This is a genomic window from Streptomyces sp. NPDC107528 (assembly GCF_055639295.1).
The window spans coordinates 53,978-79,862 of the sequence record NZ_JBVKAV010000013.1; the positions used below are offsets into that span (position 1 = coordinate 53,978).

The 25,885-nt window shown below is 70.4% G+C and carries 22 protein-coding genes and 2 riboswitches; of the genes, 15 read left to right on the forward strand and 7 right to left on the reverse strand.

Annotated features, from left to right (window positions below; translation table 11 throughout):
- Positions 1-16: 16 nt before the first annotated feature.
- On the forward strand, positions 17-2,167 hold the full coding sequence (locus tag ACZ7L5_RS35495) for a serine/threonine-protein kinase (RefSeq protein ID WP_471522186.1): 2,151 nt from the start codon (positions 17-19) through the stop codon (positions 2,165-2,167).
- Positions 2,164-4,062, forward strand: a complete 1,899-nt coding sequence (locus ACZ7L5_RS35500; RefSeq protein WP_471522188.1) for a hypothetical protein — start codon at positions 2,164-2,166, stop codon at positions 4,060-4,062. Before ACZ7L5_RS35495 ends, ACZ7L5_RS35500 begins: the two co-directional genes overlap by 4 nt.
- A gap of 18 nt (positions 4,063-4,080) precedes the next feature.
- On the opposite strand, the gene ACZ7L5_RS35505 is transcribed toward ACZ7L5_RS35500, so the two are convergent.
- From ACZ7L5_RS35505 to gcvT, 4 genes are all read right to left on the reverse strand, one after another.
- Positions 4,081-5,448 carry an L-serine ammonia-lyase gene (locus ACZ7L5_RS35505; protein ID WP_471522190.1) on the reverse strand — a complete coding sequence of 456 codons (1,368 nt, stop codon included), beginning with the start codon at positions 5,446-5,448 and terminating at the stop codon, positions 4,081-4,083.
- Positions 5,449-5,532: 84 nt separating this feature from the next.
- Positions 5,533-6,807 (reverse strand): serine hydroxymethyltransferase, encoded by a 1,275-nt coding sequence (gene glyA / locus ACZ7L5_RS35510; protein WP_328879070.1) that lies wholly within the window; start codon positions 6,805-6,807, stop codon positions 5,533-5,535.
- 15 nt (positions 6,808-6,822) lie between these two features.
- Positions 6,823-7,200 (reverse strand): glycine cleavage system protein GcvH, encoded by a 378-nt coding sequence (gene gcvH, locus ACZ7L5_RS35515; protein WP_107902594.1) that lies wholly within the window; start codon positions 7,198-7,200, stop codon positions 6,823-6,825.
- A gap of 121 nt (positions 7,201-7,321) precedes the next feature.
- Positions 7,322-8,443 (reverse strand): glycine cleavage system aminomethyltransferase GcvT, encoded by a 1,122-nt coding sequence (gene gcvT / locus ACZ7L5_RS35520; RefSeq protein WP_471522192.1) that lies wholly within the window; start codon positions 8,441-8,443, stop codon positions 7,322-7,324.
- 38 nt (positions 8,444-8,481) lie between these two features.
- Positions 8,482-8,607, reverse strand: a riboswitch (glycine riboswitch).
- Positions 8,608-8,706: riboswitch (glycine riboswitch) on the reverse strand. It lies immediately after the preceding riboswitch.
- 168 nt (positions 8,707-8,874) lie between these two features.
- Between gcvT and ACZ7L5_RS35525 the strand changes: the two genes are divergently transcribed.
- The 9 genes from ACZ7L5_RS35525 to ACZ7L5_RS35565 all read left to right on the forward strand — a co-directional run bounded on the left by ACZ7L5_RS35525 (position 8,875) and on the right by ACZ7L5_RS35565 (position 18,776).
- Complete coding sequence (locus tag ACZ7L5_RS35525; protein ID WP_471522194.1) at positions 8,875-9,549, forward strand: AAA family ATPase; 675 nt, start codon at positions 8,875-8,877, stop codon at positions 9,547-9,549.
- 81 nt (positions 9,550-9,630) lie between these two features.
- Positions 9,631-10,431: an enhanced serine sensitivity protein SseB gene (locus tag ACZ7L5_RS35530; protein WP_471522196.1), complete on the forward strand. Its 801-nt coding sequence runs from the start codon at positions 9,631-9,633 to the stop codon at positions 10,429-10,431.
- Between the two features lie 181 nt (positions 10,432-10,612).
- On the forward strand, positions 10,613-11,413 hold the full coding sequence (locus ACZ7L5_RS35535) for an enhanced serine sensitivity protein SseB C-terminal domain-containing protein (protein ID WP_471522198.1): 801 nt from the start codon (positions 10,613-10,615) through the stop codon (positions 11,411-11,413).
- A 362-nt stretch (positions 11,414-11,775) separates the two neighbouring features.
- Positions 11,776-12,774, forward strand: a complete 999-nt coding sequence (locus tag ACZ7L5_RS35540; RefSeq protein ID WP_471522200.1) for an ABC transporter permease — start codon at positions 11,776-11,778, stop codon at positions 12,772-12,774.
- Between the two features lie 27 nt (positions 12,775-12,801).
- Complete coding sequence (locus tag ACZ7L5_RS35545; RefSeq protein ID WP_471522202.1) at positions 12,802-14,553, forward strand: ABC transporter substrate-binding protein; 1,752 nt, start codon at positions 12,802-12,804, stop codon at positions 14,551-14,553.
- Between the two features lie 94 nt (positions 14,554-14,647).
- Positions 14,648-15,658 (forward strand): ABC transporter permease, encoded by a 1,011-nt coding sequence (locus ACZ7L5_RS35550; RefSeq protein ID WP_362384358.1) that lies wholly within the window; start codon positions 14,648-14,650, stop codon positions 15,656-15,658.
- A complete protein-coding gene (locus tag ACZ7L5_RS35555; RefSeq protein WP_471522204.1) occupies positions 15,655-16,737 on the forward strand; it encodes an ABC transporter ATP-binding protein in 1,083 nt (360 codons plus the stop codon). Before ACZ7L5_RS35550 ends, ACZ7L5_RS35555 begins: the two co-directional genes overlap by 4 nt.
- Complete coding sequence (locus tag ACZ7L5_RS35560) at positions 16,734-18,056, forward strand: ABC transporter ATP-binding protein (protein WP_471522206.1); 1,323 nt, start codon at positions 16,734-16,736, stop codon at positions 18,054-18,056. Before ACZ7L5_RS35555 ends, ACZ7L5_RS35560 begins: the two co-directional genes overlap by 4 nt.
- A gap of 63 nt (positions 18,057-18,119) precedes the next feature.
- Positions 18,120-18,776 carry a trimeric intracellular cation channel family protein gene (locus tag ACZ7L5_RS35565; protein WP_328879060.1) on the forward strand — a complete coding sequence of 219 codons (657 nt, stop codon included), beginning with the start codon at positions 18,120-18,122 and terminating at the stop codon, positions 18,774-18,776.
- Here the strand turns inward: ACZ7L5_RS35565 and ACZ7L5_RS35570 are convergent.
- Positions 18,685-19,923, reverse strand: coding sequence for an alpha/beta hydrolase (locus tag ACZ7L5_RS35570; RefSeq protein ID WP_471522208.1), 1,239 nt, complete (start codon positions 19,921-19,923; stop codon positions 18,685-18,687). The two genes, ACZ7L5_RS35565 and ACZ7L5_RS35570, sit on opposite strands and share 92 nt — an antisense overlap.
- A 190-nt stretch (positions 19,924-20,113) precedes the next feature.
- Here ACZ7L5_RS35570 and ACZ7L5_RS35575 point away from each other — a divergent pair, with 190 nt between their 5' ends.
- Complete coding sequence (locus ACZ7L5_RS35575; protein ID WP_471522210.1) at positions 20,114-20,977, forward strand: thioesterase family protein; 864 nt, start codon at positions 20,114-20,116, stop codon at positions 20,975-20,977.
- 755 nt (positions 20,978-21,732) lie between these two features.
- Here ACZ7L5_RS35575 and ACZ7L5_RS35580 read toward each other — a convergent pair.
- The gene (locus ACZ7L5_RS35580) at positions 21,733-22,359 is read right to left on the reverse strand and encodes a TetR family transcriptional regulator (protein ID WP_471522212.1); all 627 of its coding nucleotides are present in this window, start codon (positions 22,357-22,359) and stop codon (positions 21,733-21,735) included.
- Between the two features lie 148 nt (positions 22,360-22,507).
- Here ACZ7L5_RS35580 and ACZ7L5_RS35585 point away from each other — a divergent pair, with 148 nt between their 5' ends.
- The 3 genes from ACZ7L5_RS35585 to ACZ7L5_RS35595 all read left to right on the forward strand — a co-directional run bounded on the left by ACZ7L5_RS35585 (position 22,508) and on the right by ACZ7L5_RS35595 (position 25,202).
- Complete coding sequence (locus ACZ7L5_RS35585) at positions 22,508-22,660, forward strand: hypothetical protein (protein WP_328879055.1); 153 nt, start codon at positions 22,508-22,510, stop codon at positions 22,658-22,660.
- Between the two features lie 57 nt (positions 22,661-22,717).
- Complete coding sequence (locus tag ACZ7L5_RS35590; RefSeq protein ID WP_362384347.1) at positions 22,718-22,990, forward strand: DUF4190 domain-containing protein; 273 nt, start codon at positions 22,718-22,720, stop codon at positions 22,988-22,990.
- A 1,036-nt stretch (positions 22,991-24,026) separates the two neighbouring features.
- On the forward strand, positions 24,027-25,202 hold the full coding sequence (locus ACZ7L5_RS35595) for a cysteine desulfurase family protein (RefSeq protein WP_471522214.1): 1,176 nt from the start codon (positions 24,027-24,029) through the stop codon (positions 25,200-25,202).
- A gap of 10 nt (positions 25,203-25,212) precedes the next feature.
- On the opposite strand, the gene ACZ7L5_RS35600 is transcribed toward ACZ7L5_RS35595, so the two are convergent.
- Positions 25,213-25,878, reverse strand: coding sequence for an N-acetylmuramoyl-L-alanine amidase (locus ACZ7L5_RS35600; protein ID WP_363032594.1), 666 nt, complete (start codon positions 25,876-25,878; stop codon positions 25,213-25,215).
- Positions 25,879-25,885 lie beyond the last annotated feature (7 nt).

Genomic DNA, 25,885 nt, shown 5'->3' on the forward strand with positions numbered 1-25,885 from the left:
AACGAAAGGACCGCCGGTGAGCAGCATCCCGTATCCCCCGCAGGGGCCGGGCGGTCCGCCTCCGGACAAGCTCGCGTTCACCGTGCCCTCGGGGCGGCGCCGGGTCACCCCGGTGCGCGTGGGCCGGGAGGTCCGTCGCGACCGGCCGCTGCCCCAGCTGATCCGCAAGGCGAGGCTCGACGACGAGGGACAGCAGTGCGTGCAGGTGCGCCTGAGCGCCAAGGACGCCGCGAACCCGGCGGCGCGCGCCCTGCTGGACACGGAGGCGGGCACCGCCCTGCAACTGCAACACCTGCTCGGCGACACGGAGTTCGCGGCCCTCTTCCCGAGGATCGTCGGCTACGAGCTGGACGCGGCCGAGCCGTTCCTGCTGTACGACCCGCCGCGCGGCACACCCGTCGCACGGATCCACGTGATGTCCGCGACCGACCAGGACGTCCTCACCAGGGATCTGATGCTGGCCCTGTGCCTGCTGGAGGGCCAGGGGCTGGTACCGCGCGACATCTCACCCAACTCCGTGCGCTGGGACGGCGCCAAGGCGCAGCTGTGGGGGCTGGAGTCGGTAACCCGGAGCGGCCGGCCGAGGCGCCCGTGGGGCCGGACGCCGTTCTGCCCGCCGGAACAGCGAAGGGGCGAGGGGCACGCCGACTCCAGGGACGCGGTGTGGAGCGCGGCCCAGGTGCTCTACCAGCTGGTGACCGGACGGCCCGGACCGGCCGACCGGACACCTCCCGACCTCGCCGAACACCGCAGGCTCGACCGGACGTTGCGGGACGCCTTCGCGCCGCGGGCCGCCGACCGGCCGACGCCCGCCGAGGTGCTCGACCTGGTGAAGCCGGGCGCCGCCCGCCGCGTCCGGCTCGCAGTGCCGCCCGACGAGACGCGCCCGCACCACGAGGCCTTCGACGAGGCGTTGCGCCTCAAGCGCGAGGCACCGGCCGGGCGGAGCGACGGAGCGGCCCGCGGCGACGGCGAGGTGCTGTGCCCGTACTGCCTGGAGACCATCCAGCTCGACCTCACCAAACTGTTCGTCACGGACAGCCGCATGCAGTACAAGCCGCTGGACCTGGCGGGCATCACCAACCCCGTGCGGCGGACCGACATCATGCGTGGCGCCGTCCAGAAGTGCACGGCGGACCCGGACTTCCCCGAGCACTTCATCCCGGTGCCCTACCTGACGTACGGCCGCCCGCTGACCGTCGCGATGGTCGGCCAGTCCTCCACCGGCAAGAGCCATCTGCTGACCCAGATGATCGCGGCCATCACCGACGGCGGGCTGGAGCCGTACGGCCTGAAGTGGCAGTCCGTCAATCCGGAGCAGCACGCCCGGTTCGTTCGGGAACGGGTGCAGCCGCTGCGCAACGGCAAGGTCCTGGACCACACGGCCGCGCTCGGTCTGGACGACTTCGCCCGCTTCGTGGAGTCCCTGCTGATCACCGACGCCCGCGGGCAGGTGCGCCCGGTCGCCTTCTTCGACCTCGGCGGCGAGGACCTCGTACGCACCGACGCGGCGCTGCGGTTCCTGCTGGGCGTCGACGCCCTGGTCTTCGTCGTCGACCCGGCGCTGGCCCTCCCGCTGCCGCAGCTGGACCACGCCAGGGAACGCTGGGGGGTCGAGGTGAACCGGGACGGCGACCTCGCCTTCGGTACCGTCCTGGACCGGCTGCCCAAGAACGGCCCGTACGTGGACGTGCCGGCCGCGATGGTGCTTGGCAAGGCGGACCTCCTCAGGTTCCAGCCGCCCGTCGACCGGTGGCTGACCCGCCCGCCGGGCGGCTCCCTCGACCCGGCGCTCATGCGCGAGGAGAGCCGGGACGTCCACGGGCTGCTGCGCCGGCACGCCGGCCAGGCGTGGCTGCGCCCCTTCGACGCGATCCGCCGCTGCACCCTGCACATCGCGTCCGCGACCGGCGGCCAGGAGGACCAGGGCCGCTATCCGGCGGGCGCGGGGCCCCGGCGGGTGCTGGAGCCGCTCGTCGCGCTGCTGGCGATGCACGGGCTGATCCGAGTGCCGGGCGGCGCCGAGGCGTTCGCCGTGGGCGAGGCGCCCGCGCTGGAGGCGGTGCCGTGGGACGAAGCCGGGGGATTCGACGCGACGTCCGCAGGATTCGAGAGGTCCGAAGGCCCCGAGGAGCCCGAGGGATCCGAGGGAGGGGAACATCGGTGAGCGACTTCCAGGACCGGGGCCCGGTCCACCAGGCCGTCTTCCGCTGGGACGGCAACCACGGCCGGCAGGGCACCGGCATGAACGCCGTCGCGCACTCCTGCGAGCCCGAGCGGGCCGAGGAACTCGGCCGGGAACTGGGCCCGTTGCTGTGGGTGTCGGGCGCGGCGGCGGCACGGCCGAGCGTCGTGCGCACCGTGTCCCGCGACGGTGATGTCCTGCTCGTCCAGCGCTGGCCCACCACCGACCGGGGCGGCCGGCCCAGCACGGTCAGCCATGTCCTGATCGGCGACCGAGACACCCTCAGGGTCCGTGAGTGCCTCGGACTGGCGTACCCCGGCTGGCGCAAGCAGGAGAGGGCCGAGCAGGCGTCGGGGCGGCTGCCCGAGATCGACTCCGCGAGACTCGACGACCTCGCGCACAAGCGGCTGCCGGAGATGCTGGAACGGCTGCCGAAGGTCGCGCACGCGCTGATCCTCACCACCGCGGAGCTGCTGCGCGATCCGACGCAGCGGGTGTCGCTGCTCCTGGAGGAGGAGACCCCGCGCGACTGGCCGGACCGGGACGCCGTACCGCTGGTGTATCTCGGGCTCTTTCTGCTGTTCGGGCGCTGGCTGGAGCAGGAGTGGACGTTCGCCACCTGCGACTCCGTCGACACCCACGCCCTGCGGCTGATGGCCGTCCCGCGCTGGGAGCCTGATACGGGCGGTTCCGGCCCGCTGGCCAGGGTCATGGGCCGCCCGCACGGCAAACCACGCTTCGAGCACAAGGCGGCGACCCGGCTGGTGGACTACCTCCTCGCGCACCGGGAGGCGGCTCCTGGCGTACCGCAGCTCGTCGGGGAACTCCCCGACGGCGCGACCCTGGACTGGGAGCGACGCCGTGACCGGCTCTGGAGAATCCTGGGGGAGGAGAGGGAGCAGGACCGGGATCGGGATCGGGATCGGGAAGCGAGGCGAACGCGGGACCGGGAGCCGGAGCGGCCCACGACACCCGCCGCCGCCCGGGCCACCGTCGCCCCGGAGCCGTACGGAGAACCGTATGCGAGCCCCGCACCCGCGACCTCTCCGGCGACGCCGCCCCCTGCCCCCGTGACGCCACCGCAGCCATTCCGGCCGCCGCACACCCACGGGAGCCCGAACGGCCACGACACCCACGCCCTGTATGCCCTGCGCCGGGACCTGCGCGAGTACCGGCGCGGGGACGGGAGCCGGCGCAGCCTCCTGATGGCGGATCTGCGCACGCGGCCCGACGAGGTGCTCCTCGGCGAGCTGCGTTCCGCCGAACTGCCGCGGGACTCGGTGGAGCTGCTGCTGAACGAGCTGGGCCGGCCGGACCGTGTCGAGGCGCGTGACCTGGACGTGCGGCACGAGCTGTGCGCCGAGGTGCTGCACAGGAACCTGTACTTCACCCCGCAGACGGCGAACGGGGAGCAACCGTCGAGGAAGGCCATGACCGACCTCTCGGCCGGCCTCTTCACCTGGGCCGTCGCACCGCTGGCCCGCGACGAACGCTATCTGCGCGATCTGCAGGAACTGCTGTACCGCATGAGCCGGGACCCTCACCCCACCACGGGCAACTGGCTCCGGCAGAGCATCATCGAACCGGCGAACGGAAGGATCCCCGACCTGCCGCCGGTGCTGTGGAGCCAGCTCCTGCGGGACGCGATGAGCCGTAACGAGGGGCCGCCACCCGCACCCGCCCTGCCCCGCCCCATGTCCGTGCCCCCGGCACCCCAGGCGATCCCGGCCCCCGCGCAGCCGTCCGCCTTCACGCCGGAGCCGCCCACCGCCATGGTGCGGATCTCCGACCTGATGAACAACCCAGGCTGCTTCATCGGAAGCAGCCTCGTCGTGATCGTCGTACTGCTGGGGGTCGCCCTGATGCTCTTCGTCTAGCCGGCGATCCGTGCGGGATCAGCACTCGATGATGTTGACCGCCAGCCCGCCCCGGGCCGTCTCCTTGTACTTCACGGACATGTCGGCGCCCGTGTCCTTCATGGTCTTGATGACCTTGTCCAGGGACACCTTGTGCGAGCCGTCCCCGCGCATGGCCATCCGCGCCGCCGTGACCGCCTTCACGGCGGCCATGCCGTTGCGCTCGATGCACGGGATCTGGACGAGGCCGCCGACCGGGTCGCAGGTCAGGCCGAGGTTGTGCTCCATGCCGATCTCGGCGGCGTTCTCGACCTGCTCCGGGGAGCCGCCGAGCACCTCCGCGAGCGCGCCCGCCGCCATCGAGCAGGCGGAGCCGACCTCGCCCTGGCAGCCGACCTCGGCGCCGGAGATGGACGCGTTCTCCTTGAAGAGCATGCCGATCGCGCCGGCGGCCAGCATGAAGCGGACCACGCCCTCCTCGTCCGCGCCGGGCACGAAGTTGATGTAGTAGTGCAGGACGGCCGGGATGATGCCCGCAGCGCCGTTCGTCGGGGCGGTCACGACCCGGCCGCCCGCCGCGTTCTCCTCGTTCACGGCCATCGCGTAGAGCGTGATCCACTCCATGGCGAGCGCCTTCGGGTCGCCCTCGGAGCGCAGCTTGCGGGCGGTGTTCGCGGCGCGGCGGCGGACCTTCAGGCCGCCCGGCAGGATGCCCTCCCGCGACATCCCCCGCGACACGCATTCCCGCATCACCTGCCAGATCTCCAGCAGGCCCGCGCGGATCTCCTCCTCCGTGCGCCAGGCCCGCTCGTTCTCCAGCATCAGCGCGGAGATCGACAGGCCCGTCTCCTGCGTCAGCCGCAGCAGCTCGTCGCCTGTGCGGAAGGGGTACTTCAGGACCGTGTCGTCCAGCTTGATGCGGTCAGCGCCGACCGCCTCCTCGTCGACGACGAAGCCGCCGCCCACCGAGTAGTACGTCTTGGCGAGCAGCTCCCCGCCGGACGCGTCGTACGCCCACAGCGTCATGCCGTTCGCGTGGTAGGGCAGTGCCTTGCGGCGGTGCAGGACCAGGTCCTCGTCGAAGGAGAACGGGATGTCGCGCTCACCGAGCAGCCGCAGCCGGCCCTCGCTCTTGATCGCCTCCACCCGCTGGTCCGCCGTCTCCACGTCCACCGTGCGCGGCGAGGCGTCCTCCAGGCCGAGCAGCACCGCCTTCGGGGTGCCGTGTCCATGGCCGGTCGCGCCCAGGGAGCCGTACAGCTCGGCCCGTACGGACGCGACGGAGTCCACCAGACCCTCATTGCGCAGCCGGCGGGCGAACATGCGTGCCGCGCGCATCGGACCGACCGTGTGGGAGCTGGACGGGCCGATGCCGATCGAGAACAGGTCGAAGACCGAGATGGCCACGGGGGACTCCTCAATACGGGGTGGAACAGGGGCGTGGGGCGTCCCGCTCACCTACGAGTGTGCGGGACACCCCACAAAAAGGAACTACTTGTTCAGACCGGGGTACAGCGGGTGCTTGTCCGCGAGCGCCTTGACCCGGGCCTTCAGCGCGTCCGCGTCGTAGGACGGCTTCAGCGCCGCGGCGATGACGTCCGCGACCTCGGCGAAGTCCTCGGCCGTGAAGCCGCGGGTGGCCAGGGCGGGCGTGCCGATGCGCAGACCCGAGGTCACCATCGGCGGGCGCGGGTCGTTCGGGACGGCGTTGCGGTTGACCGTGATGCCGACCTCGTGGAGACGGTCCTCGGCCTGCTGCCCGTCCAGCTCCGACTCACGCAGATCCACGAGGATCAGGTGCACGTCGGTGCCGCCGGACAGCACGTTCACGCCGGCCTCGCGGGCGTCGGCGGCGGTCAGACGGTCGGCGAGGATCCGCGCACCCTCGACCGTACGGCGCTGGCGCTCCTTGAAGTCCTCGCTCGCGGCGACCTTGAAGGAGACCGCCTTGGCCGCGATCACGTGCTCCAGGGGGCCGCCCTGGAAGCCCGGGAAGACGGACGAGTTCAGCTTCTTCGCGAAGTCCTTCTTCGCGAGGATGATGCCGCCGCGCGGGCCGCCGAGCGTCTTGTGCGTGGTGGAGGTGACCACGTCCGCGTGCTCGACCGGGTTCGGGTGCAGCCCGGCCGCGACCAGACCGGCGAAGTGCGCCATGTCGACCCACAGGTACGCCTCGACCTGGTCGGCGATCCGGCGGAACTCGGCGAAGTCCAGCTTCCGCGGGTACGCCGACCAGCCGGCGATGATCACCTTCGGGCGGTGCTCCTTGGCGAGCCGCTCGACCTCGGCCATGTCGACCAGGCCGGTCTCGGTGTCCACGTGGTACGGGACCACCTTGAACTGCTTGCCGGAGAAGTTCAGCCGCATCCCGTGCGTGAGGTGGCCGCCGTGGGCCAGGTCCAGGCCGAGGATGGTGTCGCCGGGCTGGGCCAGCGCGAACAGGGCGGCCTGGTTGGCGGAGGCGCCCGAGTGCGGCTGGACGTTGGCGTACTCGGCGCCGAACAGCTCCTTGACCCGGTCGATGGCGATCTGCTCGGCGACGTCGACGTGCTCGCAGCCGCCGTAGTAGCGGCGGCCCGGGTAGCCCTCGGCGTACTTGTTCGTGGCGACCGAGCCCTGCGCCTCCATGACCGCGACCGGCGCGAAGTTCTCGGAGGCGATCATCTCCAGGGTGGACTGCTGGCGCTCCAGCTCGGCGTCGAGCGCGGCGGCGATCGCCGGGTCGAGCTCGTGCAGGGGCGTGTTCAGAAGCGACTTGTCAGACATAAGGGGTGTAACTCCTCAGCCGGCGGTGTGGGCGACGTACTCATCGGCGGAGAGCAGGTCGGCCGGCTCCTCCGTGATGCGCACCTTGAACAGCCAGCCGCCCTCGAAGGGGGCCGAGTTCACCAGTGCCGGGTCGTTCACGACGTCCTCGTTGATCTCGGTGACCTCGCCGGTGACCGGGGAGTACAGGTCCGACACCGACTTGGTCGACTCCAGCTCGCCGCAGGTGTCACCCGCGGTCACGGTCGAGCCGACCTCGGGGAGCTGGGCGTAGACGACATCGCCGAGCGCGTTGGCCGCGAACTCGGTGATGCCGACCGTCGAGACGCCGTCCTCGGCGGTCGACAGCCACTCGTGCTCCTTGCTGTAGCGCAGCTGCTGGGGGTTGCTCATGGCCTGAATTCTCCTGTACGCGCGGGAGTGGTGATGAAGGGGGGACCGCTGGAAACGTGCGTGAGCAGCGCAAATGTGCGCAGGCTCACGCATGGGCCGCTGCCAGTCTCTACTTCTGGAGCTACTTCTGCCGCTTGTAGAAGGGCAGCGCCACGACCTCGTACGGCTCGTGGCTGCCGCGGATGTCCACGCCGACCCCGGCCGTGCCCGGCGCGGAGTGCGCCGCGTCGACGTACGCCATCGCGATGGGCTTGCCCAGCGTGGGGGAGGGCGCACCGGAGGTGACCTCGCCGATCACCTCGCCGCCCGCGACGACCGGGTACCCGGCACGCGGGACGCGACGCCCCTCGGCGATCAGGCCGACCAGGACGCGCGGCGGGTTCTGCGAGGCACGGTCGGCGGCCTCGGCGAGCGCCTCGCGCCCGACGAAGTCGCCCTCCTTCTCGAACTTCACCACCCTGCCGAGCCCGGCGTCGAAGGGCGTGAGGGACGTGGTCAGCTCGTGGCCGTACAGCGGCATGCCCGCCTCCAGCCGCAGCGTGTCACGGCAGGACAGGCCGCACGGGATCAGGCCGACGCCCTCGCCCGCCTTGGTCAGCGCCTGCCACACCTCGACGGCGTGCTCCGGCTTCACGAACAGCTCGAAGCCGTCCTCGCCGGTGTAGCCGGTGCGCGCGATGAGGGCGGGGACACCGGCGACGGTGCCGGGCAGACCGGCGTAGTACTTCAGGCCGTCCAGGTCGGCGTCCGTGAGGGACTTGAGGATGCCGGGGGACTGCGGGCCCTGCACGGCGAGCAGGGCGTACGCGTCCCGGTCGTCACGGACCTCGGCGTCGAAGCCGGCGGCCCGCTCGGTCAGCGCGTCCAGCACGACCTGGGCGTTGGAGGCGTTGGCGACGACCATGTACTCGGTCTCGGCGAGCCGGTAGACGATCAGGTCGTCCAGGATGCCGCCGTCGGCCCGGCAGATCATGGTGTAGCGGGCGCGGCCGATGCCGACGGAGGCGATGTTGCCGACCAGGGCGTGGTTCAGGAGCGCCGCCGCGGCGGGGCCGGTGACGGTGATCTCGCCCATGTGGGAGAGATCGAAGAGCCCGGCCTGGGTACGCACGGCGTTGTGCTCGTCGCGCTCGGAGCCGTAGCGCAGGGGCATGTCCCAGCCGGCGAAGTCGGTCATCGTCGCGCCGAGCGAGCGATGCAGGGCATCGAGCGCGGTGTGACGGAGTTCTTCTGTACTGCTCATCGGACGGTTTTCTCCCAAGGCATGACGGGCGAGGTCGTTCCTCCCCATCTGTCATCGGAACCTGAGAGGTTCGCCATGACCGGCGAGGGCCAGGTCACGGCTTGCACCTTGGGTGGAGTCACGCCTCTTCTCGACGAAAAGGGGGACTCGCTTTTCAGATGTGCCTCGCCCGCGCGGTAACGGTGCCTGAGAGATTCAAGGGAGGGACTTGCTCCTTCGGCGCCCCAGCGATGCACTGCTGGGGACTCTCCCGCGCGGATTCAAACGGCCGGTATGCAGTTGGCGCGGACATCATTGCACGCCTGGCTCGTCTTCGGCAGGCCACGTCTGTAACGGGGTTGTGGCAGGAAGTGAACGAAAATGCGAGAGATCATCCATTACCTTCTCTTTACGCTCAGTGGGGATGGGGAATCCTGAACCGGAGGAGGACGATGACGGTGAAGCGCACCACGGCGTACGCCACGACGTCGGGCATCGCGCTGCCCAAGCAGCCCGCGGCCCCGGCCGTCGAGGCTCCGGGCACGCGCGTCGCACCGGTGGTCCGTGACCTCCGCGAGCGCTCCGGCCACAGCCCGCACGTGCTGCTCTTCGGCCCCGAGGACCTCGTCGTGATCACGGGACTGCCCGGCAGCGGCAAGTCCACGCTGATGCGGCGGACGGTGAAGGGCGCCCGCATCGACTCCCAGGACACCCGGGACCGCTGGGACGCCCGCATGCCCGGCTTCCTGCCCTACGCCGTCTACCGCCCCCTGGTCCGTCTCGCGCACTACGCCGGCCTGCGCCGCGCCGTGCGCTCCGGCGAGGGCGTCGTCGTGCACGACTGCGGTACGCAGGCGTGGGTGCGCGCCTGGCTGGCCCGCGAGGCCCGTCGCCGCGGCGGCACCCTGCACCTGCTGCTGCTCGACGTCGACCCGGACACGGCCCTGGAGGGCCAGCGCGAGCGCGGCCGCGGCGTCTCGCGGTACGCCTTCCTGCGCCACCGCAGGGCCGCGGCCCACCTGCTGCGCTCGGTGGAGAAGGGTCATCTGCCCCCGGGATGCGGCTCGGCGGTGCTGATCGACCGGGAGGCGGCGGGCGTACTGCGCCGGATCGGGTTCACGGGCTGACCGGCCGGGGACCTGTACATGACGGCCACCCGCTAGCCTTTTGAGCCACAGCAGCGGTTCACAGCAGGCGGTTGAGAGTAGATGGACTTCCCAGCGGAACTCCCCGCGGACTTCCCGGCAGGGGCACACCTCCACTCCCACGGCGGGTGGCCCGGCAACGAACTGGAGGAGGTGCTCTCGGCCTCCCTCGGTCTTCCCTCGGCCGGCGGCCGGATCATCGAGGTACTGGGCCGCAGCTTCGTCTGGGTACCCCTGCCGGCCGGCGGCGGCCCGTCCAGCGGCCCGCTGGACCTGCCGACCGTGGAGATCGAGGGCCAGGCGTACGTGCCGGTCTTCAGCTCCGAGGAACAGTTCCGCCAGGTCGTCGGCTCCCACATGTCGTACACCATCGCCCCCGCGGTGGAGTTCGCCCGTGGTCTGCCGCCGCAGGTGGGCATCGCCGTCAACCCCGACGGCGTGGTCGGCGTGCCGTTGCCCCCGGCTGCGGTGGCCGAGCTCTGCCGTGTGGGCCGCACCCCGCTGGACGGCCTCACCTCCGGGGGCCGTGTCAAGCTCTACGAGCCCGACTGGCAGGACGACCCGATCGACTTCCTCGCGGTGGCGTCGGCCGAGTTCGCCGAAACCGGCGTGGTCACGACGGCCCGCCGCTGCCTCGCGTCGATCGAGACGGCCACCCCGGTGATGTTCATCGGCGTGGAACTCTCCCTCTGGGAGGGCGACTTGCGCGCCATCCCCATGGACGCCCTGGCCCGGGCCCTCGGCCGAGCCCCGGTCCCGTGGCCGGTCAACCTGGTCCTGCTGGACGTGGCCGAGGACCCGGTGATCGCCTGGATGCGCGGGCAGGTGCGCCCCTTCTACCAACGTGACTTGCAGCGTCCCTGAGGGGCAGCGCCCCTCCAGGAGCGCGGGGCTGTATCGAAGTGCGGCTCCGCCGCGCGGGCGCGACAAGCCACATGTGACCCGCAGTCCGCAGACCACAATAGGTCCCGAGCTCTCCCCGGCTCTCCCGGCGGAGCGCCTAAGCTGAGGGACAAAGCCATGTTTCCCGAAGGGGCGGTAAAAGGTGAGCGCGAGCGGCACCACCTCGACCGGACAGGTCGAGCACATGCTGCGCCAGGTGACGCCCGGGCGCTACGACGCCTACGAGGCCCTCCTGCGCGCCCTCGCCACCCCGTCCTCCGGCCAGGTCTGGATGCTGCTGTGGCACGGCCAGGGCGGCTCCCCGGACGCACAGTACGGAAACATGGACGTCGACGGCTACGGCTACGCCCCGTGCGTGACCTCCGCCCAGGAGCTGTCCGCCAGCGGCTGGAACCGCAGCTACGAGGTCGTCGACGGCATCGACGTGGCCCGCACCCTCTACCCGGACCACTACGGCCTCTGGCTGAACCCGCACGCCCCGGGCGGCGGCGTCGGCATCCCGTGGCTCGACCTGCGCCGCATCGCCACCGGCCTGGACCGCCAGCCCGCCGGCCCGCTGCGCCTGTCGGAACCCGGCATCGAGATCCCGCAGTTCTACGCCCTCCTCGCGCAGAACGCCCACCGCACCCCGGCGGTCCGCTCGCTGCGCCGCGCCTGGGTGCAGCCGGCGCTCGGTGCGCCGTATCTCGCCATCGGGCTCGACGTGTACGACACCAGCCCGCCCGCGGTCGACTCGGTGCGCTCGATGATGTCGCAGTCGATCGGCGCGGTCCCCGACGGGCTGCCCGTCTCGACCGTGGCGATGTCCGACGAGGACGACCCGGTCGCCATGTGGATGAGAGCGAGCGCCCGCCCGTTCTACGACCGCGAGGCACACGTCGCCGCCCCCGCGCAGGCACCGGCGGCCGGTTACGGCTACCCACCGGCACAGGGCCGTTACTGATCATTCATCGGCTAACCTGCTGATCGGTCGGCAACCCGAATGTCGTAGGTGCAAAGGGTCTTCGACTGCGGTTTCCCAGGTCGATCTCCGCGCGTAGATGCGATCGGAAGGTCCCGGTCCGCCCTCATACGCCCCAACTGGCCCCCGTCCGGCGGTCGATACCCACTGTTCGGATAACGGAACCCCTCAGACAGCATCACGGTTGCGCATCCTTTCCCCGTCAGCTCTGGCAACAGATCGCCAAAGCGTTGAAGACTCCCGGCAAGACACGGGCCGGTCGGTCCTGTGTACGAGTGGAAGCAACCGCTACAGCGGCAGCCAGGGGGGTCGGCAACCGCCGGCCGAGAGGGGTCAATCTCACTGTGACCGCACCGATCGAGACAACCGGAGCGGAGGCCGGAGCGCAGCCCGAGGCCGTTCTCGCCGGAGTCAAGAAGAGCCAGATCGAGGGGCGTTCGCTCTCCCAGATCGCCTGGATGCGCTTCAAGCGCGACAAGGTGGCGATGGCCGGTGGCATCGTCGTCATCTGCCTCGTGCTGATGGCGGTGCTCTCCAAGCCGATCCAGTGGGTGTTCAACCTCGACCCCAACAAGTTCAACCAGGACCTCATCGACCCGGCCCTGCTCGCCCCCAAGGGCGGCTGGGGCGGCATGAGTTGGGACCACCCGCTGGGTGTCGACCCCCAGTACGGCCGCGACATGCTCGCCCGCATCATCGACGGCTCCTGGGTGTCGCTGCTGGTCGCGGGAGGCGCCACGCTCCTGTCCGTGTGCATCGGCACGGTGCTCGGCGTGATCGCCGGGTACTACGGCGGCTGGATCGACAGCGTCATCAGCCGGTTGATGGACACCTTCCTGGCGTTCCCGCTGCTGCTGTTCGCGATCTCCATCTCCGCCTCCGTCCAGGACGGTTTCTTCGGACTCGAAGGGCTTCCGCTGCGCATCTGCGTGCTGATCTTCGTGATCGGGTTCTTCAGCTGGCCTTACATCGGGCGCATCGTGCGCGCTCAGACCATGACCCTGCGCAGGCGGGAGTTCATCGAGGCCTCCACGAGTCTGGGTGCCCGCGGGCCGTACATCCTGTTCCGCGAGCTGCTCCCCAATCTCGTCGCGCCGATCCTCGTCTACGCGACGCTGATCATCCCGACGAACATCCTCTTCGAGGCTGCGCTGAGCTTCCTCGGAGTCGGCATCGCCCCGCCGCAGGCCTCCTGGGGCGGCATGCTCAGCAACGCTGTCGATCTGTACACAGCAGATCCGCAGTACATGTTCGTGCCCGGATTGGCGATCTTCATCACCGTCCTGGCCTTCAACCTGCTGGGTGACGGGCTGCGTGACGCCCTCGACCCTCGCAGCAAGTGATCCATCGATAGAGGGGGCTTTCCTCAGGTGAAGACGAGAAGGGTGACCGCCGCCATCGCGTCGGTCGTGGCGCTCTCGCTGGGTGCTGCCGCATGTGGTGGCGGGGATGACAACGACGGCAACGGCGGAGGCAGCGGCAAGAAGGACGCCGCGCTGACCTCCATAGTCAACCCGTCCACCAAGAAGGGGGGGACGGTCGCGTACGAGCACTCGGACGTGCCGGACTCCCTGGACCCGGGCAACACGTACTACGGCTGGGTGCAGAACTTCTCCCGGCTCTACGCACGTGCGCTCACCACGTTCAAGCCGGCGGCCGGCAAGGAAGGCCTCGAGGTCGTTCCCGACCTGGCGGAGTCCCTCGGCAAGCCCAGCGCCGACGCGAAGACCTGGACGTACAAGCTGCGCCAGGGTGTGAAGTTCCAGGACGGAACGCCGATCACGTCCAAGGACGTGAAGTACGCCATCGAGCGCTCCAACTTCGCGCCCGAGGCCCTGTCCAACGGTCCGACGTACTTCAAGTCGTACCTGGAGGGCGGCGACAAGTACAAGGGTCCCTACAAGGACAAGGCCGCCGACGGTCTGAAGTCCATCGAGACGCCGGACGACAGCACGATCGTCTTCAAGTTGAAGGCGCCGTTCGCGGACTTCGACTACCTGGCGACGTTCTCGCAGACGGCTCCGGTGCCGCAGGCCAAGGACAACGGCGCGAAGTACGTGCAGAACATCGTGTCCTCCGGCCCGTACCAGTTCCAGTCGTACGAGGAGGGCCGCGGCGCCACCCTCGTGCGCAACAAGAACTGGGACGCCAAGACGGACCCGATCCGCAAGGCGCTGGCCGACAAGGTCACGATCAAGTTCAAGGTCAACCCGGTGACGGTCGACAACGACCTGCTCTCCGACAAGATCACGGCCGACGCGGCGGGCACCGGTGTCCAGCCGCAGACCCAACCGAAGGTCCTCCAGGGCAAGAACGCCGCCCAGACGGACAGCTCCTACGCCGGTGCGACGCAGTACATCGCGCTGAACGTGAACGTGGCGCCGTTCGACAACATCCACTGCCGCAAGGCCGTTCAGTGGGGTCTCGACAAGCAGTCGGTGCTCGACGCGATGGGCGGCTCGCCGAAGGGTGACGTGGCGACCACGCTGCTGCCGCCGTCGGTCAACGGCTACACCAAGTTCGACACCTACGCCTCCGAGGGCCACAAGGGCAACGTGGCCAAGGCCAAGGAAGAGCTGAAGGCGTGTGGCAAGCCCAACGGCTTCAACACGATCCTGACCGCTCGCTCCGACCGCCCCGCCGAGGTGGCGCAGGCGACGGCCGTCCAGGCGTCGCTGAAGAACATCGGCATCAACATCGAGATCAAGCAGTTCCCCTCCGGCAAGTACTTCTCGAACTTCGCCGGTGTCCCGAGCTACGTCCACGACAACAAGCTCGGCATGCTCTCGATGGCGTGGGGTGCCGACTGGCCGACCGGCTTCGGCTTCCTCGACCAGATCATCAACGGTGCCGCCATCAAGCCCTCCGGCGGCAACAACCTGATGGAGCTGGACGACCCGAAGATCAACAAGGCCCTGACGGACGCGATCGCCAACACCGACGACGCGGCCCGCACCAAGGCCTGGGGCGACATCGACAAGATGGTCCTCGACAACGCCTCGGTCGTCCCGGTCATCTATCGCAAGAACCTGCTGCTGCGGCCGGAGTCCGCGGCGAACGTCACGGTCACGCAGGCCTACCTCGGCATGTACGACTACGTGCTGATGAGCTCCGCCAAGTAGTAACCAGCAAGGCCTGATTCCCTGAAAGGCAGGTGAAGGCACCGGGTGGCCGGGGCGGACACAACCCGCCCCGGCCACCCGGAGCCGTACAGCTGTGGCTGCGTACATCATCCGACGCGCCTTCGGCGCGGTGCTGTTGCTGCTGGTGGTCAGCGCAGTCACCTTCGCGATCTTCTTCCTTGTGCCACGACTCGGTGGCCAGACCGCCGACCAGCTGGCCACGCAGTATGTCGGCAAGGACGCCAACCCCGAGTCCGTCGCCGCCATCAAGCAGAACCTCGGGCTGGACCAGCCCATCGCCGTCCAGTACTGGGACTACATCAAGGGCCTCGTGGTGGGCGCGGACTACAAGTTCGGTCCCGATGCCACCCGTTGTGAGGCCCCCTGCTTCGGCTACTCCTTCAAGAGTCACGTCGAGGTGTGGCCCCAGCTGCAGGAGCGGATCCCGGTCTCCTTCTCGCTGGCCGTCGGTGCGGCAGTGATCTGGGTGGTCTCCGGTGTCACGATCGGTGTCGTCTCGGCGCTGCGCAAGGGCCGTCCGATCGACCGCATCTCGATGTTCATCGCGCTCGCCGGCGTGTCCCTGCCGATCTTCTTCACCGGCCAGGTGCTTCTCGCCCTCTTCGTGTACGAGATCCCCATCTGGGACAGCATCGACTACGTCCCGTTCACCGAGAACCCGGCCGAATGGGCCTGGCACCTGGTGCTGCCCTGGGTCAGCCTCGCCTTCCTCTTCTCCGCGCTCTACGCCCGACTCACCCGGGCGGGCATGCTGGAGACAATGGGCGAGGACTACATCCGCACGGCCAGAGCCAAGGGTCTCAAGGAGACGACGGTCGTCACCAAGCACGGCCTGCGCGCCGCGCTGACCCCGATCGTCACCATCTTCGGCATGGACTTCGGCACCCTCGTCGGCACCGCCGTGCTCACCGAGACTGTTTTCTCCTTGCAGGGCATCGGCGCCTACGCCGTGCAGTCCATCAAGGACAACGACCTGCCCATCGTCATGGGCGTCACCCTGGTCGCGGCCTTCTTCATCGTCTTCTGCAATCTCATCGTCGACCTGGTGTACGCCGCCATCGACCCCCGGGTGAGGTACTCGTGAGCAAGCTCGAGAAAGCGGCGCTCGGCGAACCCGCCGTCGCCGCCCCGTCCGACACGGACGACGCGTTCCTGTCCGTGCGCGATCTGCGCATCCACTTCGACACCGACGACGGCCTGGTCAAGTCCGTCGACGGCGTCAGCTTCAACGTGCAGCGCGGCCGGACCCTGGGCATCGTGGGCGAGTCCGGCTCCGGCAAGTCCGTCACCTCGCTCGGCGTGATGGGTCTGCACCGCTCGGCGCGCGCCAAGGTCTCCGGCGAGGTCTGGCTGGACGGCCAGGAGCTGATCGCCGCCGACCCCGACGAGGTACGCCGGCTGCGCGGCCGCAAGATGGCGATGATCTTCCAGGACCCGCTGTCCGCGATGCACCCGTACTACTCGGTCGGGCAGCAGATCGTCGAGGCGTACCGGGTCCACCACAAGGTCAGCAAGAAGGAGGCCCGTAAGCGGGCCGTCGAGATGCTGGACCGGGTGGGCATCCCCGAGCCGAACAAGCGCGTCGACGGGTACCCGCACGAGTTCTCCGGCGGTATGCGCCAGCGCGCCATGATCGCCATGGCGCTGGTGAACAACCCCGAGCTGCTCATCGCCGACGAGCCGACCACGGCCCTGGACGTCACCGTGCAGGCGCAGATCCTCGACCTGATCCGGGATCTGCAGAAGGAGTTCGGCTCCGCGGTCATCATGATCACGCACGACCTGGGCGTCGTCGCCGAGATGGCCGACGACCTGCTGGTCATGTACGGCGGCCGGGCCGTGGAACGCGGCCCCGCCGACAGCGTCTTCTCCGAGCCGCGCCACCCCTACACCTGGGGCCTGCTCGGCTCGATGCCGCGCCTGGACCGCGACGAGACCGACCGGCTCATCCCGATCAAGGGGGCGCCGCCCTCCCTGATCAACATCCCGTCCGGCTGTGCCTTCAACCCGCGCTGCCCGTACGCCGACATCCCGAAGGACGACGTCACCCGCACGGTCCGCCCCGAGCTGACCGAGGTCGGCAGCCGGCACTGGGCCGCCTGCCACATGGGCCAGGAGCAGCGGGAGCGGATCTGGACCGAAGAGATTGCGCCGAAGCTGTGAGCGACGAAAAAGCGGTGAAGATCCCGCAGCAGGGCGGCACCCTCACCAAGGACGCCTCCGCCGACGGCGAGGTCCTGCTGAAGGTGACCGGCCTGCAGAAGCACTTCCCGATCCGCAAGGGCCTGCTCCAGCGGCAGACCGGCGCGGTGCGCGCGGTCGACGGCATCGACTTCGAGGTGCGCAAGGGCGAGACGCTCGGCGTCGTCGGCGAGTCGGGCTGCGGCAAGTCGACGATGGGCCGGTTGATCACCCGGCTCCTCGAACCGACCGGCGGCACGGTGGAGTTCGAGGGCCGGGACATCACGCACCTCGGCGTCGGGCAGATGCGCCCGATGCGCCGTGACGTGCAGATGATCTTCCAGGACCCGTACTCCTCCCTGAACCCCAGGCACACCATCGGCACGATCGTCGGCGCCCCCTTCAAGCTCCAGGGCGTCGAGCCCGAGGGCGGCATCAAGAAGGAGGTCCAGCGGCTGCTGTCGGTGGTCGGCCTCAACCCCGAGCACTACAACCGCTATCCGCACGAGTTCTCCGGCGGCCAGCGCCAGCGCATCGGCATCGCCCGCGCGCTCGCGCTCAACCCCAAGCTGGTCGTGGCCGACGAGCCCGTCTCCGCCCTCGACGTGTCGATCCAGGCGCAGGTGGTGAACCTGCTGGACGACCTCCAGGAGGAACTCGGCCTCACGTACGTGATCATCGCCCACGACCTGTCCGTCGTACGGCACGTCTCGGACCGCATCGCGGTGATGTACCTCGGCAAGATCGTCGAGCTCGCCGACCGTGAGTCGCTGTACAAGGCGCCGATGCACCCGTACACCAAGGCCCTGCTGTCGGCGGTGCCGATCCCGGACCCGAAGCGCCGGGGCGTCAAGAGCGAGCGCATCCTGCTGCGCGGCGACGTGCCCTCGCCGATCTCCCCGCCGAGCGGCTGCCGTTTCCACACGCGGTGCTGGAAGGCGACGGAGATCTGCCGGACGGCGGAGCCGCCGCTGCTGGAGCTGCGGCCCGGCCAGCGGGTGGCCTGCCACCACCCGGAGAACTTCGAGGACCAGCAGCCGCAGGACACGGTGCTGCTGAGCGTGGCCAAGGAGGCCGCGGAGCTGGTGCCGACGGGGGATGCCCCGGACGCTCCGCTTGCCGAGGAGGCGCCCGCGGACGCTTCGGTTTCCGAGGGAGCGCCCGCGGACGCTTCGGTTTCCAAGGAGACGCCCGCTGCGGCTGCGGCTTCCGAGGAGACACCGGCGGACGAGGCTTTCGAGGCCCCCGAGGCTGAGGCCCCGGCGGAGCCCGCCGCGGAAACTCCGGACGAAAAGAAGTAACCCAGCCCTGGCCCCCGCCTTCCTTTGCAAGGCGGGGGCCTCGCGCTGAGCGAGAATGTGCGGGTGCTCCAGCAACTGTTCAGCCCGTCCGTCCAGCACACGCTCGACCTGATCGGCATCTTCGTCTTCGCGATCTCCGGCGCGCTGCTTGCCGTCCGCAAGAACTTCGACGTCTTCGGCATCGCCGTCCTCGCCGAGGTCACCGCCCTGGGCGGCGGGCTGTTCCGGGACGTGGTCATCGGGGCCGTGCCCCCAGCCGCGTTCACGGACCTGGGGTACTTCCTGACCCCCCTGCTTGCCGCGCTCCTGGTCTTCTTCCTCCACCCGCACGTGGAGCGCATCCAGACCGGTGTGAACGTCTTCGACGCCGCGGGCCTCGGCCTGTTCTGCGTCGCCGGGACGACGAAGGCGTACGACTACGGCCTCAACCTCACGGCCTCCGTCGCCCTGGGCCTCGCGACCGCAGTGGGCGGCGGTGTGCTGCGCGACGTCCTCGCGAACGAGGTGCCGTCACTGCTGCGCTGGGACCGCGACCTGTACGCGGTCCCGGCGATCGTCGGCGCCACCATGACCGTCCTGTGCATCCACTACGACGCCCTGACCCCGTTCACCAGCACGCTCGCGGCCGTCACGGCCTTCGTACTGCGTCTGCTGGCGATGCGGTTCCACTGGCGAGCTCCGCGGGCCTGGAACCGGCGGTCGACGGTGCGAGAGGACTAGTCCCCGGCGCCGTACGGGTCTGCTGCCGGGGCCCCATCACCTCGCTCAGCCAGCGGAACGCCGGGACCACCTGCGGCTTCCACAGCGCCATGGTGTGACCGCCCGCGCTGCTCGGGATGAACACCACGTTCACGGTCGTCGGTGCCTTCGCGGCCCGCTGGACGGCCATGGCCGCCTCGTAACCGTCCTTCGGCTGACCGGAGAGGTAGAGCGCCACGCGGGGCGGGACACGGGACTTCTTGAGGAGGACGTACGGGTTGTTCGCGGCCCGCAGCGCCGGGGACTTGGCGGCGAGCGACTGGCGTACGGCGACGGGGTCGTTGTAGCCGGACAGGCTGATCGCGGCCCGGAAGCGGTCGGGGTGGGCGACGGCGAGCTTGGCCGCGCAGTGTCCGCCCGCCGAGTACCCGGCGACCGCCCAGCCGTCCGGCGCGGCCTGTGCGCGGAAGTTGTCCATGACCATCCTCGGCACGTCGACGCTGAGCCAGCTGTCGGCGTTCACCTTGCCCGGGATGTTCGCGCAGCCGGTGTCCACGCCGGGCAGCAGCGAGGTGCGCGGCGAGACGATGATGAACGGCTCGACCTGGCCGCTGCGCATCAGCGGCGCCAGCTGCTGGGGCGCGTCCATCGTGCCGTACCAGGCCTTCGACGAGCCAGGAAAGCCCGGCAGCACCTCGACGACCGGGAACCGGTGATTGCGGTAGGCGGGCTCGTGGTACTGCGGCGGCAGCCAGACGTTGACCTCGGCGTGCACTCCGGAGACCCGGCCCTTGAGCTGCGTGACGAGCACCCCGCCCTCGGCGCGCATGCCCGGACCTTTGGCCGGCTTGAAGGTCTGCCGCACCTTGGGCAGCTTCTCCAGCGCGATCCCGCCGGTGCCGCTCGCCCCGAGATCGGCGGCCTCGTGCACATGGTCGCTGGTGCCGAGCAGATCGCCCCAACTGTCGTACAGCTGGTTGGAGTTGTTGACCATGGTGAAGACCAGGGCGACCGCCGTGGCCTGGGCGAACAGCAGCATCAGCACCCGGGCGGCGCCCCGTACGACCTTGGGCCCGCGCACCCGCGCCCAGAGGACCAGCGGCAGCGCGACGGCGACGACGCACAACGCGATCAACGTGTAGAGGAACGGGGTCCCGGTGAGACTCATGTCCTCATAGAGGAGCAGAGCGGGCTTCGGGTTTCGGGCGAGCCGGGGCACTTGCTGAGAAGTTGCGCACATCTCGTTCGAAAGGCTGTGCACCCTCGCCGGAAAGGGGTGCGCCCTCCCCCGGGAGGGGGTACACCCTTGGCAGAGGAAAAAGCTACCGCTTAGTAGTTAGCTGTTGTACCGTTCATCCATGCCAGAAGCAGCCTCTGCCCCGACGGCCCCACGGGCCACGATCGGCGACAGCGAGTTCGACCGCGACACCGCGCTGACCCTGCGCGAAGCCGGCGTCTACGACATCGACCTGTCCGCCGGCTGGACGATCATCAGCGCCGTCAACGGCGGCTACCTGCTGGCCGTCCTCGGCCGCGCCCTCGCGGACGCGCTCCCGCACGGCGACCCGTTCACCATCTCCGCGCACTACCTCACCGCGTCCCAGCCGGGCCCGGCGGTCGTCCGCACGGACGTGGTGCGCACCGGGCGAACCCTGTCGACCGGCACCGCCTCGCTCTTCCAGTACGACGGGCAGGGCCGCGAGATCGAACGCATCCGCGTCCTCGCCTCCTACGGCGACCTCGGCTCCCTCCCCGACGACGTCCGTACGACGGCCGAGCCGCCCGCGATCCCGCCGATGGACCACTGCTTCGGCCCCGAGGACGGCCCCGCCCCCGTCGACGGCAGCTCGGCCATCGCCGACCGCCTGATGCTCAAGCTCGACCCGTCCACCCTGGGCTGGGCACTCGGGCAGCCCTCGGGCAAGGGTGAGATGCGTGCCTGGTTCGGCCTCGCGGACGGCCGCGACGCCGACCCCCTCTCCCTCCTCCTGGCCGTGGACGCGCTGCCCCCGACGGCCTTCGAGATCGGCATCTCCGGCTGGGTCCCGACGGTCGAACTGACCGTCCATATCCGCTGCCGCCCGGCGCCGGGCCCCCTCCGTGTGTCCATCACCACCCGCAACCTCGCCGGCGGCTTCCTGGAGGAGGACGCCGAAGTCTGGGACAGCGCGGACCGGTTGGTGGCGCAGTCGAGGCAGCTGGCGAGGGTACGGCTAGGCTGAAGCGGCGCCCCGGGAGCGCAGGGCCGTATCGCGATCGAGTTCCGCCGTGTCACGGCCCTGTACCGGCGAGTTGAGTGAGTCTCCAAGGGAAGTCGCAGGTCAGCGGCGAGCGTTGAGGTGCGCTTTGCCCGGCGCACAGGTCCTCGACAGCGGGGCCTCAAGGGAGCCCTAAGCGGCGTTGGTTGAGTGCCCGCCCAGGACTTCCTCAGTTTCCTCATCCTCCTTGGAGCTGTCTCTCATGAAGCGTGCACGTCTCCTCGCCGCCGTGGCCCTGCTGGCACTCTCGCCCCTGGCCCTGGCGGCCTGCGGGTCCGGCGACTCGTCGTCGACGTCGAACAGCGGCAACTCCGGTCAGCAGCAGTCGTCGTGCCGGCAGCCGAGCGGTGCCGCGTCGGGGGCGCCAAGCGGTGCGCCGTCGGGCGCCCCGACCGCCCAGCCGTCGGGGGTGACTTCTGCGCCTTCCGGTGTGCCCTCGGGTGCGCCGAGTGGGGCACCCGGTGGAGGGCAGGGCGGCGGTCAGGGTGGCCCCGTCGGGGGGCAGGGTGGCGGTGGCTGTGGTGGTCCCGGCGGGGGTGGCCAGGGAGGCGGGGCGGCTCCCAGCGGGGCGCCGAGCGGGGCGCCGAGTGCTGGGGCGACGGCGACCAGGAGCTGACGTAGTGCGCCGTACGGACGCCTTACGAGCCGTACGACAGCCGTACGACAGGGGCGGCACTCCCGGTGGACGGGGGTGCCGCCCCTGTGGCGTTGTGCCGTCCTCAGTCCAGCCAGTGCTCCCGGCCGATGCTGATCAACCGCATCTGGCGGGTCGCGACCTGGGCGACGCGCCGCCGCTCCTCCTCCGGTGCCTCCAGGGCGTCCAGGAACAGGGAGGCCGTCATCAGCATCTGGTCGACGTAGAGGTTGGCGAGCATGAGGAGGTCGTCGTCGTTCCAGCCCTTGGAGACCGGGTCCTTGGTGAGCGCGACCTTCACCTCCTCGGCGAATCGGGCCAGTTGGTCCTGGATCGCCTCCCGCACCGACTGCACGCCGCCGTGCCGCTCGCGGGCGATGAAGCGGACGTGGGCAGGGTGGGTCTCGACGTGCCGGGAGATCAGGTCGACGGCGCGTTCTATGCGTTGGTCGCTGTCGCCGACGGAGCTGACGATCGTACGGATCATCGGGTGCAGACTGCCCAGGGCCTCCTCGACGAGGGCGACTCCGAGGTCGGCGGTGGAGCGGAAGTGCCGGTAGAAGGCGGTGGGGGCGACGCCGACGGCCCGGGTGACCTCGCGCAGGCCCAGACTGCTCAGGCTCTGCTCCTCCAGCAGTACCAACGCCGCGTCCAGGAGGGACTGGCGGGTTTTCTGCTTCTGGGCCTGCCGGATACCGAAGGTGTGACTCATAACATGCAGTTAACAACTGTTCTCTGGAATTGAAAAGCCGCGGGGCGCGCTAGACTTGGAGTCAGTGAACAACTGTTACTACAACTGTTCACCGAAACTTAACGAGAGAGATCTCCAGCGAGAGGGATCTCGAAGGGGGCTCCATCCCATGCTGTTCCTCGTCGCCGCGCTCCTGCTACTGGGTGTGCTGCTGGGCACCGTGGCCCACGCACCGCTCGCCTTCACCGCTGTGGCCGCCGCCGTGATCGCCGTCTGGCTGGGCATCTTCGCCGCCCGCGAGCGTCACGCCCGCCGCAACTGACGCCATCGTCCGAAGCGACTTCGTCATCCGAACCGACTTCTCGGGAGCTGACACCCCATGCACCTCACCGCACCGGCCACCACGCGCCCCGGCACCCGCACCCGCGACGCCGACGGCATGGCCGTGGCGTCCTTCATCCTCGGCCTCCTCGGCCTCCTCGTCTTCAACCTCTTCCTCGGCCCGACCGCGATCGTCCTGGCCGCGGCGTCCCTGTGGCGCGGCACCAAGCGCAGGGGGCGCGCCTACCTGGGCATGGGCCTGGGCGTCGCCGACCTGCTGGTCCTGCTGGCCTTCGTACAGGTGGACAACACCCTTTCCTGGGGCTTCTAGGGTTCCGGAAGGCCGGCCCCGGACCCGACGGCAAGCGGCTTGGGACGAGCCGCAGCCGCGGGCGGTCCACGGGGGCGCCGCCGACTGACTGCCGTCAGCTGAACCGCTGCTGATCGACTGCCGTCAGCTGACCGCCGCAGCCGCTCGCCGCCTCGCTATCGGCCTACCGGTGCCCGGTGCCCGGCGTTCGCAGTCCGCTGGTCAGGCTGTCGGGACTGGGGGACCGGTTCGTGCGACGTCCGCCGCCCGCCGCTTGCTGTCTGTCGCCGGTCGTCGGTCAACCGCCGCTTGTCGTCGGCCTTCCGCCAAGCGCTGCCCGCTGACTTCCGCCCGCCGCGGCTGCCGCCTTCCGCCCGCCGCCTACCGGTCTGTGGCGCCCGGCACCCGCTGGTCAAGCTGCCGGGACCGCGGGAGTGGCTCGCTCGCTGCCGGGTGCACTTCGTTGCTGCCTGCTGCCTGCTGCCTGCTGCCCGCCGTCGGCCTACCGGTGCCCGGTGGTCACGCCGCCGGGGCGGGGGGCGATTCGCCCGCCGTCGACTGCCCGCCGCCCGCCAACCGTCACCTGCCGCCGCCCGCCGCCCGCCGCCCGCCGCCCGTCACCTGCCGCCTGCCGCCCGCCGTTCGCCGCCCGTCACCTGCCGCCTGCCGCCCGCCGTTCGCCGCCCGTCACCTGCCGCCTGCCGCCAACCGCCGCCGCCCGCCAACCGCCGCCTGCCGCCCATCGCCCGCCGATCGCCGGGAGCTGACCCCCGCCCCCGCCGTCGTCCCACTGGTGTCCGGCGCCCCGGGGCAAGGTGCCGCGACTGCGGGAGTGGCTCGTGGGATGGTTGGCGCCCGTCGTCGGCCGGCCGCGGCCGCCCGCACCATCAACCCCGTGGGTAGTAGTTCCGCAAGGCGGAACGGGTACCGCGGGGTGCAGTGCCGGGTGGGTCGCCGCCGAGGTCGACTGCAAACGCGGGCAAGGCGCAATCCAGCCACACCTCGCGGCAACCTGGGCACGAGGCCGCCCGGCGGCGCCCGTAGAATCGGGCTCATCATGGCTTACCTCGACCACGCCGCGACGACCCCGATGCTCCCGGAGGCGGCAGAGGCCCTGACCGCCCACCTGAGCGTCACCGGCAACGCCTCCTCCCTCCACGCATCCGGCCGCCGCGCGAGGCGTACCGTCGAGGAGGCCCGCGAAACCCTTGCGGAAGCGCTCGGCGCCCGCCCCAGCGAGGTCGTCCTCACCTCCGGCGGCACTGAGGCCGACAACCTCGCGGTCAAGGGTCTGTACTGGTCCCGCCGCGACGCCGACCCGGCCGGCACCCGCACCCGCATCCTGGCCAGCCCCGTCGAACACCACGCCGTCCTCGACGCCGTCCACTGGCTCGGCGAGCACGAGGGTGCCACGGTCGAGTACCTCCCGGTCGACGCCCAGGGCCGCGTCCACCCGGACGCCCTGCGCGAAGCCATCGCCCGCAACCCCCACGACGTCGCCCTGGCCACCGTGATGTGGGCCAACAACGAGATCGGCACCGTCATGCCGATCCGCGAACTGGCCGACGTGGCAAGGGAGTTCGACGTCCCCCTGCACGCCGACGCCGTCCAGGCCTTCGGTCAGGTCCCCGTCGACTTCGCCGCATCGGGCCTCGCCGCGATGACGGTCTCCGGTCATAAGATCGGCGGCCCGTACGGCATCGGCGCCCTGCTCCTCGGCCGTGACCACACACCCGTCCCCGTCCTGCACGGCGGCGGCCAGGAACGCCACGTCCGCTCCGGCACTCTCGACGTCCCCGCCATCGCCTCCTTCGCGGTTGCCGGCCGCCTCGCCGCCGAGCAGCGCGAGTGGTTCGACCGGGAGATCGGCGCCCTGCGCGACGCCCTGGTCGAAGCGGTCCGTAAGGCTGTCCCGGACGCGATCCTCGGCGGCGACCCGGCACCAGGCGGCCGACTCCCGGCCAACGCGCACTTCACCTTCCCGGGCTGCGAGGGCGACTCCCTGCTCCTGCTGCTGGACGCCCAGGGCATCGAGTGCTCCACCGGCTCCGCCTGCACCGCGGGCGTCGCCCAGCCCAGCCACGTCCTCCTGGCCACCGGGACCGACCCCGACCTGGCCCGCGGCACCCTCCGCTTCTCCCTCGGCCACACCTCCACGGAGGCCGACGTCGAGGCGGTCGCCAAGGCGATCGGCCCGGCGGTGGAGCGGGCGCGGGCGGCAGGGCTGACATAAGCGCCTGCGGCTACGCCTTCGTCGTACGCGCCGCCCGCACCAGCTTCATGTACCGGTCCCAGTCCCAGTGCTCCCCGGGATCCGTGTGGTCGGTCCCCGGCACCTCCACGTGCCCGATGATGTGCTCGCGGTCGACCGGGATGTCATAGCGCGCGCATATCCGGGCCGTCAGCCGCGCCGAGGCCTCGTACATCTCGTCCGTGAGGTCCTGCGGCCGCTCCACGAAACCCTCGTGCTCGATGCCGACACTGCGCTCGTTGTAGTCGCGGTTGCCCGCGTGGTACGCCACGTCCAGCTCGCGGATCATCTGCGTGACATGGCCGTCCTTGCGGACGATGTAGTGCGCGGCCGCACCGTGTTCCGGGTCCTGGAACACCTTCACCGCGCTGGCGAAGCTGCCCTGGGTGACATGGATGATCACCATGTCTATGCCGTAGTCGTCGGGCCGGTCCGCCCGCCGCCAGTTCGCGTCCGACGCCGCGACCCACCGTGCACCGGTGTAGTCGACCTCGCCCTCCTTGCGCGGCTTCTCCACGCCCGGAACCCGCCACCACAGCCGCGCCAGCTCGTCGCGGGCCAGCACGGCCGAGCCCGCCGCCGCCACTGCCCCACCGATCAGCAACGCGCGCCGGCCGACCTTCCGGTCGCCGTCCTTCGGAGCCTTCCGCTGTCCCATGTGATCG

Bases quoted from the DNA above. Each gene is read 5' to 3' on its own strand.
- glyA (WP_328879070.1), bottom strand. From the start codon at position 6,807: ATGTCTGACAAGTCGCTTCTGAACACGCCCCTGCACGAGCTCGACCCG.
- gcvH (WP_107902594.1), bottom strand. From the start codon at position 7,200: ATGAGCAACCCCCAGCAGCTGCGCTACAGCAAGGAGCACGAGTGGCTG.
- gcvT (WP_471522192.1), bottom strand. From the start codon at position 8,443: ATGAGCAGTACAGAAGAACTCCGTCACACCGCGCTCGATGCCCTGCAT.
- ACZ7L5_RS35525 (WP_471522194.1), top strand. From the start codon at position 8,875: ATGACGGTGAAGCGCACCACGGCGTACGCCACGACGTCGGGCATCGCG.
- ACZ7L5_RS35530 (WP_471522196.1), top strand. From the start codon at position 9,631: ATGGACTTCCCAGCGGAACTCCCCGCGGACTTCCCGGCAGGGGCACAC.
- ACZ7L5_RS35570 (WP_471522208.1), bottom strand. From the start codon at position 19,923: ATGAGTCTCACCGGGACCCCGTTCCTCTACACGTTGATCGCGTTGTGC.
- ACZ7L5_RS35575 (WP_471522210.1), top strand. From the start codon at position 20,114: ATGCCAGAAGCAGCCTCTGCCCCGACGGCCCCACGGGCCACGATCGGC.
- ACZ7L5_RS35580 (WP_471522212.1), bottom strand. From the start codon at position 22,359: ATGAGTCACACCTTCGGTATCCGGCAGGCCCAGAAGCAGAAAACCCGC.
- ACZ7L5_RS35585 (WP_328879055.1), top strand. From the start codon at position 22,508: ATGCTGTTCCTCGTCGCCGCGCTCCTGCTACTGGGTGTGCTGCTGGGC.
- ACZ7L5_RS35590 (WP_362384347.1), top strand. From the start codon at position 22,718: ATGCACCTCACCGCACCGGCCACCACGCGCCCCGGCACCCGCACCCGC.
- ACZ7L5_RS35595 (WP_471522214.1), top strand. From the start codon at position 24,027: ATGGCTTACCTCGACCACGCCGCGACGACCCCGATGCTCCCGGAGGCG.
- ACZ7L5_RS35600 (WP_363032594.1), bottom strand. From the start codon at position 25,878: ATGGGACAGCGGAAGGCTCCGAAGGACGGCGACCGGAAGGTCGGCCGG.